Raw genomic sequence first — 12938 nt, 5'->3', positions numbered from 1 at the left:
CCCGCGCGGCGATCACACTGTGACCTGCGTCACTCCATCAAGGCTCCAACAAAAGGGGGCTTGGCCATCGGTGCGAACGGATGGTAAGTGGCGGGCAATTCGGACGTATTACCGAAAGCCCGTGATCACAGCGGTGATCAGGCATGACCGTTTTGCCCGTTACGGCGTCAATAAAGGCCGCCAGAAAGCGGATTCACAGATTCCGGACGTAACTGTGTCGCAACACACGTTTCTTGATGGCAACCCCGAGGCCCTGATAGCGCTAGTACTCATGTCCCACACCGCTCACATACCCAGCCACCGGAAGCCCCGCCGAAACGCCTCGAAGACGGCGCTGCGGGCCGGAGTTGCCGGTGGCGTCCTCAGCACCATCGCGGTCGCAGGCGCTGCCGGTCCGGCCCAGGCCGAGCCGGTGACCCAGACCATCGAGATGCCCACCATCACCTCCGGGCTCTCCACCGCCGTCGCCGCGTCCGCTCAGGCCACGCAGCAGGTCGCCCAGGACCTGCAGACGCAGGCCCAGGAGGACGCCGCAGCCGCCACCGCGGCCAAGACCGCCAAGAAGGCCAAGGCCGAGGCGGTCCGCAAGGCAGAGGCCAAGAAGAAGGCGGAGGCGGCCGCCAAGGCCAAGGCGGAGGCCGCCGAGCGCGCTTCCCGCTCCACCGCCCGTACGACGCTCAGCGCGACCTCCGGCTCCAACGCCGGTACGGCCGCGTCCACGTCCTCCTCTTCCTCCTCGTCGAACGCGACCGGCTCCGCAGCGGCCGTCATCGCCTTCGCGAAGGCGCAGCTCGGTGACGCGTACGTGTTGGGCAGCACCGGCCCCAGCTCGTGGGACTGCTCCAGCCTCGTCCAGGCCGCGTTCCGCTCGGTCAACATCGACCTGCCGCGCGTCTCGCAGTCCCAGTCCACCGTCGGCACCCAGGTCTCCCTGAGCAACCTCCAGCCGGGCGACATCCTGTACTGGGGCGGCGCGGGCAGCGCGTACCACGTCGGGATCTACGTGGGCGGCGGCGAGTTCGTCGGTGCGCAGAACTCCGGCACCGGTGTGGTGCAGCGTCCGCTGTCCTACGACCCGCCGTCGGGCGCGGTCCGCGTTCTCTGAGTTCTCGGATTCACAAGCGCCTTCGCGGCGCGCGGTGAAGGGCCGTCACTCCCCCGCTCGGGAGCGACGGCCCTTCGCCGTTCCCGGTCCTCCGGCGAAAAGTGTCCGGCCTCCGGCGAAAAAGCGACATCACCCCGGCCGGCAGCATTGACGTCGCGAACCTGCCGGACACCGTCCACCGCCGCTTGTGAACTGGGGCGAACAGCCCTCGCGTCACCGAGCACAGGACGGCATCCGCCATGAACCCCACCGCGGCCTCCACCCCCTCCGAACGCACCGCCCTCCCGGCCCGCACCCCTTTACGCGGCCGGCTCGCCGTCCTCTCCGTCATGCTGGGCATCTTCTCGATCGTCACCACCGAGATCCTGCCCATCGGCCTGCTCACCTCGATCGGGTCCGACTTCACCGTCTCGGACGGCACGGCGGGCCTGATGATGACCATGCCCGGACTCCTCGCGGCGGTCTCCGCCCCCTTGGTCACCGTGGCGACGGCGCGTGTCGACCGACGCCTGATGCTCTGCGCCTTCATGCTCCTGCTGGCCCTGGCCGACTTCCTCACCGCCGCCGCGACCGACTACCGCCTCGTCCTGGTCTCCCGGGTGATGGTCGGAGTCACCATCGGCGGCTTCTGGTCCATCGGGGCCGGACTGGCCGGCCGGCTGGTCCGACCGGCGTCGGCCGCCCGAGCGACAGCGGTGATCTTCTCGGCCGTCCCGCTGGGCTCCGTGCTCGGCGTCCCCGCCGGTACGTTCATCGGCGGCCTGGCCGGCTGGCGGACGGCGTTCGTGGTCATGGGGATGCTGAGCATGGGCGTACTGGCCCTGATGCTCCTGGTGGTTCCGCCGCTGCCGCCGGCACGGGTCACCCGCGCGAGCCTGCTGCGCACCGTGCTCGCCCGGCCCGGCACCCGGTTCGCCCTGCTCATCACCTTTCTCATTGTTCTGTCCCACTTCGCGACGTACACCTATGTCACCCCCTTCCTGGAACGGGTCACGCACGCCGGTCCGGCGCTGATCACGGTGTTCCTGCTGATCTACGGCGCCGCCGGGATCGTCGGCAACTTCGTCGGCGGCGCACTCATGACGCGCCGCCCGCGCGCCGCGGTCTGCCTCGCCGCAGGGCTCATCGCCACCGCTACCGCATTGCTCCCGGTCCTGGGCAGATGGGAGGCCGGAGCCGTCGCGCTGCTGATCGTCTGGGGTGTCGCCTACGGTGCGGTGCCGGTCTGCTCGCAGACCTGGTTCGCCAAGGCCGCGCCCGATGCGCCCGAAGCGGCGTCCGTCCTGTTCACCGCGTCCTTCCAGGCGACCTTCGCCTTCGGCGCCCTGGCGGGCGGAGCCGTCCTCGACCACATGTCCGTGTCGGCGGTCATGCTGCTCGGCGGCGCGACCGCGGCCTTCGTGGTGGCCGTGGTGGCCGCAACGGGGACAGACCCGGGGCGCTTCCGCGTCCGGGGGCGGCGGGGGTGAGCCACGCGGTCTACACTGCGGGCCGACCCTGCCGTGCGAGAAATGTGAGCCCACCCGCATGACCGACGCAATCAGCTGGCAGAAGTCCTCCTTCTCCGGAGCGGACGACAATCAGAGCTGCATCGAACTGGCCGCCGTGAACGGCTCGATCAAGATGCGCGAGGGCGACGATCCGGATGTCATCGTCACCACCAGCGTCGCCAAGCTGCGCGCTTTCATGCTCGGCGTGAAGGCCGGGGAGTTCGACCACCTGATCTGAGCCCCGATGCTTGGCCAGGCAGGTCCGTAGCGCCCACAGCTCAAGTACGTCAAGGTCGACCCGACCCGGCCCGCTCGGGTGCACGAAGCCCGGTAGGGAGAACCCCACCATGGCACGCAGTGCTGGCACCCCAATGATTCGGGGGGCCACTTCACTGTGCGTATCGCCTCCTGACGTCACGCTGTTTACATGCAGCAAACCCACGCTCATTCGCCCGGTCGCGGTCGCGATTCATTCATAGACGTCATCAGAGCGCTATGCGTGCTGGCCGTGATTTCCCAGCACTGGCTCATGCCCGTACTGGCCTATGACAATGGGAATTTGAGTACCGGGAATGCGCTCGCGAGCCCCGGCTGGTGGATTGTCACCTGGCTGACGCAGGTCATGCCCGTGGTCTTCTTCGCCGGCGGGGCCGCCAATTTCTTCTCGTTCCGATCTGTGAAATCGGTGAACACCTGGCTCCGGAGCAGAATCGCGCGGCTCCTGGTGCCGGTCATACCCCTGGCAGCCGTGTGGCTCTTGCTGCCCCACGTGTTGATCGGCGCGGGGCTGCCGGAGCAGCCGGTGCTGATGGCGGGCAAGATAGCCGGCCAGCTGCTCTGGTTCCTCGCCGTCTATGTGCTCGTGGTGGCGCTCACCCCGGTGATGTTCAAGTTGTACCGCCGGTACGGCTGGCGTGTGATCGGAGCCCTCGGCGCCTGTGCCCTGGTCGTCGATGTGCTGCGCTTCGAGTTCAGCCCCGCGATCGGTTTCCTGAACGCCCTGTTCGTCTGGCTGGCGGCCCACCAGTTCGGCTTCCACTACGCCGACGGCGGCCTGCGCATGCGGAACGCGTGGGTGTCGTCGGGTCTGGCCTCGGTCGGCTTCGGACTCACCGCGGCCGCCGTGTTCTTCGGCCCCTACCCGGCGTCCATGATCGGAATGCCCGGGGCCCCTGTCTCCAACATGAGCCCGCCGACCGCGTTGATGATGTCGCTGACCATCGGCCAGCTCGGACTCTGGCTGACGCTCAAGCCGGTGATAACGCGATTCGCCGAACGCCCCATGGCCACCGCCGTACTTCAGTGGTGCGGAACCCGCTTCATGACGCTGTATCTCTGGCACATGCCCGCGCTCGTGATGACGGCGGGAATCGCAATTGTCGGACTCGGCTTTTCGACACCGACGCCCGGCAGCCCGATGTGGTTCGCGGTGGCTCCGCTGTGGGTCGGCGTTTCGGGAACCTTCCTGGTGTGCTTCACTGGAATTTTCGGCCGGTTCGAATTCCGTCGCCGTTCCGGTGCGGCATCGGAAATGAGCCTCGGCAAGGTCGTTCTCGCGGCCGTGCTTTCCGCCGGTGGTCTCCTCGGACTCGCCGCGCAGGGTTTCATTTCCCCCGGAAACCCGCTCGGTCCGGTGCTCTGCGTGGCGCTGGTGCTGACCGGACTGCTCGTCGTACGGGAGAAGAGCGCTCCGAAGGCTGACGCCGCGCAGGGCATTCGCACCGTGCCCGTTCAGCCGGTGGTGCGCCATGAAGGTGCCCGGGTTCTCTCCCGGCAGGGCAGCTGATGAGGGCCGCCTCTCGTACGGCGCCCGCGCGCCCCGTACGCGAGGCGGCTCTCGCGCCCCCGCATCTCATGAGCCGTCGGCTGCGAGCTGTTGCCGGACCAGGCCGACCAGTCCCTCGATGAGGGGGCCAGGCTCAAGGGACGGGTCGAGCGACCGCTGGAGGAGGTATCCGTCGATCGCCGCCGTGAGGGTGACGGCGAGGGTGAGCGGATGCGCGATCCCCCGGTCCGCGAACCAGTCGCACAGCCGCTGCCGCAGCTCGGCCAGCAGGGCGGCGATCTCGGCACGCAGCTCGTCGTCCCGGCTCGCGGCGACGAGAGACTCGTACAGCAGCAGCAGTTCCGGATCACGGGGATCGTTGGCGGACAGCGCGCGGAGCATGGTTTCCACGGCCACGGCCGGATCCTCCTGCGCCAGGGCCTCGCCGATCCGGTCGAGGAAGAACGTCCGGATCTTCCGTACCGCAGCGATGCGCCGGAGTTCGCCGATGCTCCCCACGTGGTAGTGGATCACTCCGGTGTTCACGCCTGCGCGCTCCGCCACCCGCCGACTGCTCACATCGCCCCAGCCCAGCTCGGGAATGAGGGAGGCAGCGGCTTCGATGATCTTCTCGCGCGTATCCGTCCGGCGCGAGGGGCTCGTCGACTCGCTCATCACAGCCGTACCCCCTGGATCGCGATCACGGCGATCACACCGGCCGAGGCCAGCGCGATCGCTTCGAGGACGAGCAGCTGCACCGGCAGGGGGTCCGGCACGACGGGGAAGACCGCACCGAGGTCGGCCGCGAAAACCGCGATGTAGCCGAGGCTCAGCACCAGTGCCGCCACGAAGGCCCAGTGCTGACCGGCCATGGCGAACCCGGCCACCACGAAGCTGGCGAGCCCGAGAGAGGTCAGGAACACGTTGAAGCTGTTGTACTGCCACCGCGGAAGCGGGGAGAAGTCCCTCGTGTCGATCAGCTTCCCCGGGACCATGGGAATCAGCAGAAGCGCCTCCCAGACCAGGAGTGCCGCGGTCACGGTCGCCAGCAAGGATTGATTCATCACGCTCTCCGATACGTGTACGTGCGGGAGTCTCCGTCTTTTTGGACGATAGTCCTGGACGGTCGTCCAAATCAAATGGAGGGGTGAGCCGCGCTCGCGGCGGAGAGGGTGAACCACACGGTCTTCGAATGCGGCGACCGCGCCCCGTACGCGGTGGTCCCCCACCGGACGGCCAGCGCGTCGACAAGGAGCAGCCCCCGGCCGCCCTCGTCCACGCCGGGGGTACGCGGGGGTGGCGGCACGGGCAGGCGGCCGGGTTCGTCGTCCGTCACGTACACCGTCACCTGCCGGTGGTTGACGGTGACCTCCACCCGGACCTGCGGCGATTCCGTGTGGCAGTACGCGTTGGAGACGACCTCGCTCACGCAGAGCCGGGCGTCGTCGACGAGGCGTGGGTGCCCGGTGGCCCACAGCACCGTCGCCACGAAGTCCCGCACGATCTTGGGCGCGGCGGGGGTGTTCGGCGCGACGAGCCGGTATCGCTCGCCGCGCTGGGGGAGGTAGGGGGCGGGTGATGGAGGAGCGGTTACGGGGGTCATGGTGCGGTCTCCCTGCGTGATGCGGTCTCCGGGGCGTTGTGCGGTGGGCGTGGTCCGTGGCATTGGCCGGTCCGTGGGCGTTCAACTCGCTTACGGGTGGCTGCACTTCGAACGATGACGCCTTTGAGCGTCGCCCACTGGGACCATAGGGCGCCAGAATGCCCCGTAGCAAGGTTGCCCCTGCCACTTCACGCGATCGGGTGGACCGGGGCGGCCGCACCACGCAAGACTGCGCGGGGACGAAGGATGGTGACATGCCACCGAGGGACAATCCGACCGCACGCCAGGCACGCTTGGGCTGCGAACTGAGGAAGCTGCGGGAGCAGGCCGGCCGAACGGCTCGCGAGGCCGCCGGACTCATCTCGACCGATCAGTCGAAGATCAGCCACATGGAAGCGGGCCGCATCGGCATCAGCGAGGCGCGAATCCGCCGCCTGGCCAGCTTCTACGCATGCGACGACGCCGTGCTGATCGAGGCGCTGTGCGCCATATCCCGGGAGCATCGGGGCCAGTTCTGGTGGGACGAGTACCGCGGCGTGCTGGCACCCGGTTTCCTCGACATCGCGGAGCTGGAGCACCACGCGAGCCATATGCGCTGCCTCCAGTCCGTGACGCTGCCGGGACTGATCCAGACGCCGCAGTACGCGCGGGCGCTGTTCGAGGGAGTGCTGCCCAAGCTGCCCGAGGACGAGGTGGAGACGAGGGTCGAGCACCGCATGCGCAGGCAGGCCGTGCTCGACCGCGAGAAGCCACCGAAGTTCGACGTCATCGTCCACGAGGCCGGTCTCCGCATGCGGGTCGGCGGCCGCGAGGTCGCTCGCGGCCAGCTGGTGCGCCTCCTGGAGGCGGCCGACAGGCCGAACGTGTCCGTGCGCGTGATCCCGTTCGCCAGCGAGAAGTTCGTCGAGGTGACACAGACCGTGCTGTACGCGGGCGGAGTCGCGCCGCAGCTGGACACTGTCCACATCGACGCCCCGTTCGGAGGCGTTCAGCTGGACGCCGTGGCCGATCTGAACCGGTACCGCATGCAACTCGACTTCGCCCAGCGGGTCAGCCTCGCCCCCGAGGAGTCGCGGAGCTTCATTCACCACATCGCACGGGACCTGTGATAATCCGCAGCATGAGCGCAGACATCGAGTGGCAGAAGTCGTCGTTCTCCGGCGGCGGCGGAGAACAGTGTGTCGAGGTCTCGCGGCAGGCCGAGGAGATCCTGGTGCGCGAGAGCGACGACCCGCGCGTGGTGACCAGGACGAGCCGCAGCAAGTTCGCCGCGTTCATCCAGGGCGTCAAGGCAGGCGAGTTCGACCACTTCGTCCAGTAGCGCCGTCCCGCCTGCCGCAGGAGAGCCTCCGTCCGTACCGGGCGGGGGCTCTCCTGCTGCCTGGAGGCAACCATGCCCCGGGGCATGGTTGCGCCCCACACTCCCGTAACGCTACCGTCGCTCTGCGTCGCCGCATTACGGGGGCCAACCGCCCCGCCGTGCCGCCCCGCGCCACAACTCCCCCACACTCGCACGCCATTTGGCGCGCCCGCTGCGATCGGACGACCGACGATGCGTACACCCCTCACCCCCTTACAACCGGTCGTCGAGCGCGGCTACCGGTTCGAGACCCTCCGCTACAGCCCCGCCACCGGCTTCGTCCCCGAGCCGATCGACCTGCGCATCATGGCCACGCCCCAGGAGGCCATCCGCGCCATCCGCCTCCAGCTCCGGGCGAACCATCTCTTCGGCCTCACACCGCGCGAGCTGATCCGCGCCCTCCACTGGTCCGACCAGGGCGGCTGGGTGCAGGCCCTGGGTGCACTCCACCGCGGTGAACCCTGCGGGTTCACGCTCATGCTGCGCGGTGGCCGGCACATCGAGTGGCGCGTCCGCCCGCTGACGTACGTATCGCTCGACGCCCGCACCCACCTCCGTCCCGCCCCACGCCCCATCGCACGAAAATCCGTATGAGTTAGGCTCGCCTGGGCGCAGCGAGGGCATCGATCGGGCTCAGGTATCGGCCCGCTGGGCCGGAATGTGAGGCCGCCCGTGCGGGACTACTTGCTCATGCTGTTCGTCACGGCAGCGGTGACCCATCTCCTGACCGGCCCCGTACGGAAGTTCGCCATCACGATCGGGGTGGTCCCCGAGGTCCGGGCGCGCGATGTCCACCGCGAGCCCACTCCGCGCCTGGGCGGCATGGCCATGTTCGGTGGGCTGCTGGCCGGACTGCTGGTTGCCTCCCACCTGCCGCACCTGGAAGAGATCTTCACCCAGAGCTCGACGCCACGGGCACTGCTGTCCGGCGCGGCCCTGATCTGTCTGCTCGGCGTGCTCGACGACAAATGGGGCGTCGACGCGCTGGTCAAGCTCGGCGGCCAGGTGCTCGCCGCCGGGGTGATGGTCTTCCAGGGACTGACCATCCTCTGGCTCCCGGTGCCGGGCACCGACGGGATCTACCTCTCCGACTGGCAGGGCACGCTGCTGACCGTGGGACTGATCGTCGTCTCCATCAACGCGGTGAACTTCGTCGACGGGCTCGACGGGCTGGCCGCGGGCACGGTGGGCATTGCGGCGTCGGCGTTCTTCCTGTACGCGTACCGGCTCTGGTACGGCTACGGCATCGAGGCCGCCGCGTCCACCACGCTGCTGTCCGCGATCCTGGCGGGCATGTGCCTGGGGTTCCTGGTCCACAACTCCCACCCGGCCCGGATCTTCATGGGCGACTCGGGCTCGATGCTGCTCGGCCTGCTCATCGCCGGATGCGCGGTCTCCGTGACGGGCGAGGTCGACCCGAGCCTCCTCAAGCAGTCGATGGACGGCACATCCGGTTCGGCCGCGATGGTGCCGGTCTACATTCCGCTGCTGCTGCCGCTGTCCGTCATCGCGCTGCCGGTCGCGGACCTGGTGCTCGCCGTCATCAGGCGTACGTGGAACGGAATGTCCCCCTTCGCCGCCGACAAGGGCCACCTCCACCACCGCCTGCTCCGGCTCGGCCACTCGCACCGCCGGGCCGTGCTGCTCATGTACTTCTGGTCGGCGCTGTTCTCGTTCGGGATCGTGGCCTACTCGGCGCGGGGCGCCAAGTCCTGGATGCTGTTCGGGGTCGCGTTCGTCTGCGCGGTGGGCCTGATCCTGCTGCTCCAGCCCCGTTACGAGTCCGGTCTCACCCGCCGGCTGCTGCCGCGCAGGCCCAGGGGCCGCGTGGTCGCCACCGGCGGAAAGCGCACCGAGGCCGACGAGGAACGCCGGGTGGCGGCTCGGGCCCTCGGGCCCGATTCAAGCGAACGTTGACTCGAAGTCAGAAGTACTCGCCGGCCGAGCGATCGAAGTGCTCTGCTTCCGGACGGGCGGCATGAGCCAATACTCCGAGCCCCGTCCACTCTGTCTGGGAGAGTCATGACAAGTAGGTTCACCGAGTTGGTCGTTGACTGCCACGATCCGGAGAGGCTCGCGGCCTTCTGGTGCGAGGTCCTGGACTTCGAGGTGATCGACCGGAGCGAGGGCAAGGTCGAGATCGGCTCCTGGGTGCCGACCGTCGAGGACGTTCGGGTCCGCCAGATGTCGCCCACCCTGCTGTTCATCCAGGTGCCCGAGGGCAAGACCGTGAAGAACCGGCTTCACCTCGACGTCAGCCCGATCGACGACAGCACCGAGGACGAGGTGACCAGGTTGCTCGGTCTCGGTGCCACCAAGACGGATGTGGGCCAAGGCTCAGACCGAAACTGGGTGGTCATGGCCGACCCCGAGGGCAACGAGTTCTGCGTCCTACGCACCCTGGCACCGCAGAACTAGTGCCCCTCCCGGCAAGCTTTGCCCCGTCGCGTCGTCCATCTGGCAACCGACGCTCACTGCCGGCCCCCGGCTTTCGTTCTCACCGCAGGGCAGGCCGGTGACGCGCTCGCTTTCGGATCGCCACCCGCTACGAGAAGACCGCGACCATTTTCCTGGCCGGGCTCCACATCGCAGGCATATTCCTCTGGTCCGCCGGTGATCCGAAAGAGGGCCCTCAATCCTCAGCGCGGCGGCGGTACGTGTTGATCAAGACGCCGGAAGGTGTCGACTGTGTGGCGGTGAGCGTCAGGCGGCGCGGGCTCTTGCCATCGGCGAAGAGCTGCTTTCCACTGCCCAGGATGAGGGGAAAGACCAGCAGTCGGTACTCGTCGACGAGGTCGTGCTCGATCAGGGTTCCGAGCAGCCCTCCGCTGCCCAGCACCACCGTCTCGGTCTCGGATGCGGCCTTGATACGGCTGACCTCCTCCGCCAGATCAGCGCCGAGGAGGGTGGAGTTCGCCCACCTCAGATCCCTGAGCGTATGGGAAGCCACGTACTTGGGCATCGTGTTCATCGCGGCCACCGCGGGGTCGTTCATATCGGCATACGGCCATGTTGCGGCGAAGATCTCGTATGTCCTGCGACCCAGGAGCAGGCCTCCGGCACTGGCCGTGGCCTCGCTCATGAACCGCTCCACCGCCTCGTCGACATAAGGCAGCACCCAGCCGCCTTGGTCGAACCCACCGTCCCGGTCCTCGTCGGCCGAGAGGACCGACTGCATGACGCCGTCCAGCGATACGAAGTTGACCACGACCAGCTGTCCCATGTGCTGCTCCCATCCGTGTGCTTGCCTCACCGATGTTGACCACACGCAGGAGCGAGACTCATCGGTCGCGCCGACATTCTCCTCGTGGGCAGCGTGTTGATCCTGAAGAAACGGCCTGGGCCGCGAGCGGGGGCGCCCGCACCCCGTTACACACCGCAATCGGTTGCCGAGCTCCAATTCGGCGCTGCTCTGCCGTCACGGTACGCGGGTCTGCGCCTGGTCGCCGCGCCGGCCGACAAGTGGGGTGTCGCGGACCGTTCCCCGGAAAGGTCGTCCGGTGCGAGTTCGCCACCCGTGTCGGACGGGGCCCCGAGACAACCTGATCGCGATCCGGAACATCTCCTCTCACAAGCCCGCACCACACCGGTGCGGGACGGTGAACGAGGAGCCGGAGCATGGCCCGACGCCCCATCCGCCCGATCCGCCTTCGCAGGCTCCGTGTCGACTACCCCCGCCGAGGGAGAAGCAACTGGCGCCGCTGGGTCCCTTCGTGGCGGCAGGTGCTGAGCGGGATCCTGCTCGGATTCGGTGCGCTGGCCGGGCTGTTCGTCGTGGTGTACGCGTCCGTCGACATCCCGGACGAGAACGCCGAGGCGCGCAGGCAGGGCACCGTCTACTACTGGGCGGACGGCAGCCAGTTGGTGAGCGTGGGCGCGGTCGATCGGCAGAACGTCACGCTCGCCGACATACCCGATTCGGTGGAGCACGCGGTCATCGCCGCCGAGAACGAGACTTTCTACTCCGACTCGGGGGTATCGGCGAAGGGGATCGCCCGCGCGGCCGTCAGCATGGTCAAAGGCGGTGAGACCCAGGGCGGCTCCACCATCACCCAGCAGTACGTGAAGAACACCTATCTCAGCCAGGAGCAGTCGGCCACCCGGAAGTTCAAGGAGTTCTTCATCTCGCTGAGGCTGAGCAACAAGCAGAGCAAGGAGGAGATCCTCCAGGGATATCTGAACACCAGCTGGTTCGGCCGCGGCGCCTACGGCATCCAGGCAGCGGCGCACGCGTATTACGGAATCCCCGCGAAGGACCTCGATCCCGGCCAGGCGGCGCTGCTCGCGTCCCTGCTCAAGGGGGCGGAGCAGTACGACCCCGCAGGCGGCAAAGGCAACCACGAACGAGCCGTCGACCGCTGGGAGTGGATCCTCGACCGGCAGGTGGAGATCGGCACGATGACGAAGGCCGAGCGGGCCGCGTACCAGACGTTCCCCGAGCCGAGGCCGGCCGCCAAGCCGACCAGCCTCGGTGGCCAGACCGGCTATCTCGTCGACATCGCCAACAAGTACATCAAGAAGCGCTCGGGCCTCACCGACAAGGACCTCTTCCGGGGCGGCTACCGGGTGCACACCACGTTCGACAAGGCCAGGGTGGGGCAGCTGGAACGGGCCGTGCGGAGCGTGCGCAAGCGCGACCTCGACCCCAAGAAGCGCCCCGAGGACAAGTACGTCGAGGTCGGCGCCGCATCCGTGCGGTCCGACGGGGCCGTGGTCGCGGTGTACGGCGGAGCCGACGCGGTCACCCACTTCACCAACAACGCCGACACCGCGGGCGTCCCCGTCGGCTCGGCCTTCAAGCCCTTCGTGCTGGCCGCGGCCCTTCAGCACAGCGGCGGCGAGATCACCCTGGACAGCGGCTACGACAGTGAGGGGCGTCTGATCAAGGACGGCCCGTACGCGGCGCCCCCCACCCCACCGGGTGCCGGTCCCGGCCAGGTGATGGTCACGGCGCCGACGCCCCTGCGCGATGCGCTGGTCAAGTCGTCCAACGCAACCTTCGTGCTGCTCGGCAAGGGCATCGGGCTGAAGAAGGTGAAGGAACTGGCGGTATCGGCCGGGCTGCACGAGGAGAGCCTGGCCCGCCTGGACAAGTCCTTTCCCCTCGGCACGTCCACACCCAGCGCGGTCAGGATGGCGGACGCGTACACCGCCTTCAGTAACGACGGTATGAGGGCCGATCCCTACTCGGTGACCAGGGTGACCCGGGACGGCGAGGCGGTCGAAGGCTTCGGGAAGCCCGAGCTGCGGCGCGCGATGGACGCCTCGGTGGCCAACGATGTGAACAACACCCTGGGGATGGTGGCCTGGACGCGGCTGGGTCGGGACGGGAAGTTCGCCATGATGGCCGGGCCCAAGGCTGCCGACGACGTCTCGGCAGGCGCGACCGGCGAGGACGACCGGATGAAGTCGGCCTGGTTCATCGGCCACACCAAGGGGCTGACCACGGCCGTCACGATGTTCCGCAGCAAGCCGGGCACCCCTCAACTGCTGGGAATGCAGGGCGTGGGCGGACCCGACTCGGGGCGCGGCAATGTCTTCCCGCTCCGGATCTGGAACGCCTACGTCATGGGGACGTAGCCCCACCCCCGCACGCAATCCGCAGTCGGTTGTCC

At 68.3% G+C, this 12938-nt stretch carries 14 protein-coding genes; 10 read left to right on the top strand and 4 right to left on the bottom strand.

All coding sequences use genetic code 11. From position 1 onward, the window contains the following. Positions 1-271 precede the first annotated feature (271 nt). From OG978_RS23720 to OG978_RS23705, 4 genes are all read left to right on the top strand, one after another. Complete coding sequence (locus tag OG978_RS23720) at positions 272-1105, top strand: C40 family peptidase (protein WP_326767141.1); 834 nt, start codon at positions 272-274, stop codon at positions 1103-1105. Positions 1106-1344: 239 nt separating this feature from the next. Next, the gene (locus OG978_RS23715; protein ID WP_326767140.1) at positions 1345-2574 is read left to right on the top strand and encodes an MFS transporter; all 1230 of its coding nucleotides are present in this window, start codon (positions 1345-1347) and stop codon (positions 2572-2574) included. 58 nt (positions 2575-2632) lie between these two features. Beyond that, positions 2633-2833: a DUF397 domain-containing protein gene (locus OG978_RS23710; protein ID WP_326767139.1), complete on the top strand. Its 201-nt coding sequence runs from the start codon at positions 2633-2635 to the stop codon at positions 2831-2833. A 189-nt stretch (positions 2834-3022) separates the two neighbouring features. After that, on the top strand, positions 3023-4381 hold the full coding sequence (locus OG978_RS23705) for an acyltransferase family protein (protein WP_326767138.1): 1359 nt from the start codon (positions 3023-3025) through the stop codon (positions 4379-4381). A gap of 66 nt (positions 4382-4447) precedes the next feature. Here OG978_RS23705 and OG978_RS23700 read toward each other — a convergent pair whose 3' ends face one another. The 3 genes from OG978_RS23700 to OG978_RS23690 all read right to left on the bottom strand — a co-directional run bounded on the left by OG978_RS23700 (position 4448) and on the right by OG978_RS23690 (position 5963). Beyond that, positions 4448-5035, bottom strand: a complete 588-nt coding sequence (locus OG978_RS23700; RefSeq protein ID WP_317863763.1) for a TetR/AcrR family transcriptional regulator — start codon at positions 5033-5035, stop codon at positions 4448-4450. After that, the gene (locus OG978_RS23695; RefSeq protein ID WP_317863764.1) at positions 5035-5424 is read right to left on the bottom strand and encodes a hypothetical protein; all 390 of its coding nucleotides are present in this window, start codon (positions 5422-5424) and stop codon (positions 5035-5037) included. Before OG978_RS23695 ends, OG978_RS23700 begins: the two co-directional genes overlap by 1 nt. A 71-nt stretch (positions 5425-5495) precedes the next feature. Next, on the bottom strand, positions 5496-5963 hold the full coding sequence (locus OG978_RS23690; RefSeq protein WP_326767137.1) for an ATP-binding protein: 468 nt from the start codon (positions 5961-5963) through the stop codon (positions 5496-5498). Between the two features lie 254 nt (positions 5964-6217). On the opposite strand from OG978_RS23690, the gene OG978_RS23685 reads away from it, so the two are divergent. From OG978_RS23685 to OG978_RS23665, 5 genes are all read left to right on the top strand, one after another. Next, a complete protein-coding gene (locus tag OG978_RS23685; RefSeq protein ID WP_326767136.1) occupies positions 6218-7072 on the top strand; it encodes a helix-turn-helix domain-containing protein in 855 nt (284 codons plus the stop codon). 11 nt (positions 7073-7083) lie between these two features. Beyond that, positions 7084-7284, top strand: a complete 201-nt coding sequence (locus OG978_RS23680; protein WP_072485631.1) for a DUF397 domain-containing protein — start codon at positions 7084-7086, stop codon at positions 7282-7284. A gap of 231 nt (positions 7285-7515) precedes the next feature. Further along, positions 7516-7917, top strand: a complete 402-nt coding sequence (locus OG978_RS23675) for a hypothetical protein (protein WP_326767135.1) — start codon at positions 7516-7518, stop codon at positions 7915-7917. A gap of 66 nt (positions 7918-7983) precedes the next feature. After that, positions 7984-9240 (top strand): MraY family glycosyltransferase, encoded by a 1257-nt coding sequence (locus OG978_RS23670; protein WP_326767134.1) that lies wholly within the window; start codon positions 7984-7986, stop codon positions 9238-9240. Between the two features lie 105 nt (positions 9241-9345). Continuing rightward, positions 9346-9741, top strand: coding sequence for a VOC family protein (locus tag OG978_RS23665; RefSeq protein ID WP_326767133.1), 396 nt, complete (start codon positions 9346-9348; stop codon positions 9739-9741). Between the two features lie 214 nt (positions 9742-9955). On the opposite strand, the gene OG978_RS23660 is transcribed toward OG978_RS23665, so the two are convergent. Further along, positions 9956-10546, bottom strand: coding sequence for a dihydrofolate reductase family protein (locus tag OG978_RS23660; RefSeq protein WP_326767132.1), 591 nt, complete (start codon positions 10544-10546; stop codon positions 9956-9958). 395 nt (positions 10547-10941) lie between these two features. Between OG978_RS23660 and OG978_RS23655 the strand changes: the two genes are divergently transcribed. Next, complete coding sequence (locus OG978_RS23655; protein ID WP_326767131.1) at positions 10942-12903, top strand: transglycosylase domain-containing protein; 1962 nt, start codon at positions 10942-10944, stop codon at positions 12901-12903. Positions 12904-12938 lie beyond the last annotated feature (35 nt).

The sequence above is a fragment of the Streptomyces sp. NBC_01591 genome (genome assembly GCF_035918155.1).
In the GTDB taxonomy this organism is placed as follows: Bacteria; Actinomycetota; Actinomycetes; order Streptomycetales; family Streptomycetaceae; genus Streptomyces.
The sequence above is the reverse complement of the archived record's forward strand: the minus strand, read 5'-3'. Positions and strand labels throughout refer to the sequence as shown.

Excerpts from the sequence above, each read along its gene's own strand:
- OG978_RS23720 (WP_326767141.1), top strand. The coding sequence starts at position 272 with ATGTCCCACACCGCTCACATACCCAGCCACCGGAAGCCCCGCCGAAAC.
- OG978_RS23715 (WP_326767140.1), top strand. The coding sequence starts at position 1,345 with ATGAACCCCACCGCGGCCTCCACCCCCTCCGAACGCACCGCCCTCCCG.
- OG978_RS23710 (WP_326767139.1), top strand. The coding sequence starts at position 2,633 with ATGACCGACGCAATCAGCTGGCAGAAGTCCTCCTTCTCCGGAGCGGAC.
- OG978_RS23705 (WP_326767138.1), top strand. The coding sequence starts at position 3,023 with ATGCAGCAAACCCACGCTCATTCGCCCGGTCGCGGTCGCGATTCATTC.
- OG978_RS23700 (WP_317863763.1), bottom strand. The coding sequence starts at position 5,035 with ATGAGCGAGTCGACGAGCCCCTCGCGCCGGACGGATACGCGCGAGAAG.
- OG978_RS23695 (WP_317863764.1), bottom strand. The coding sequence starts at position 5,424 with ATGAATCAATCCTTGCTGGCGACCGTGACCGCGGCACTCCTGGTCTGG.
- OG978_RS23690 (WP_326767137.1), bottom strand. The coding sequence starts at position 5,963 with ATGACCCCCGTAACCGCTCCTCCATCACCCGCCCCCTACCTCCCCCAG.
- OG978_RS23685 (WP_326767136.1), top strand. The coding sequence starts at position 6,218 with ATGCCACCGAGGGACAATCCGACCGCACGCCAGGCACGCTTGGGCTGC.
- OG978_RS23680 (WP_072485631.1), top strand. The coding sequence starts at position 7,084 with ATGAGCGCAGACATCGAGTGGCAGAAGTCGTCGTTCTCCGGCGGCGGC.
- OG978_RS23675 (WP_326767135.1), top strand. The coding sequence starts at position 7,516 with ATGCGTACACCCCTCACCCCCTTACAACCGGTCGTCGAGCGCGGCTAC.
- OG978_RS23665 (WP_326767133.1), top strand. The coding sequence starts at position 9,346 with ATGACAAGTAGGTTCACCGAGTTGGTCGTTGACTGCCACGATCCGGAG.
- OG978_RS23660 (WP_326767132.1), bottom strand. The coding sequence starts at position 10,546 with ATGGGACAGCTGGTCGTGGTCAACTTCGTATCGCTGGACGGCGTCATG.
- OG978_RS23655 (WP_326767131.1), top strand. The coding sequence starts at position 10,942 with ATGGCCCGACGCCCCATCCGCCCGATCCGCCTTCGCAGGCTCCGTGTC.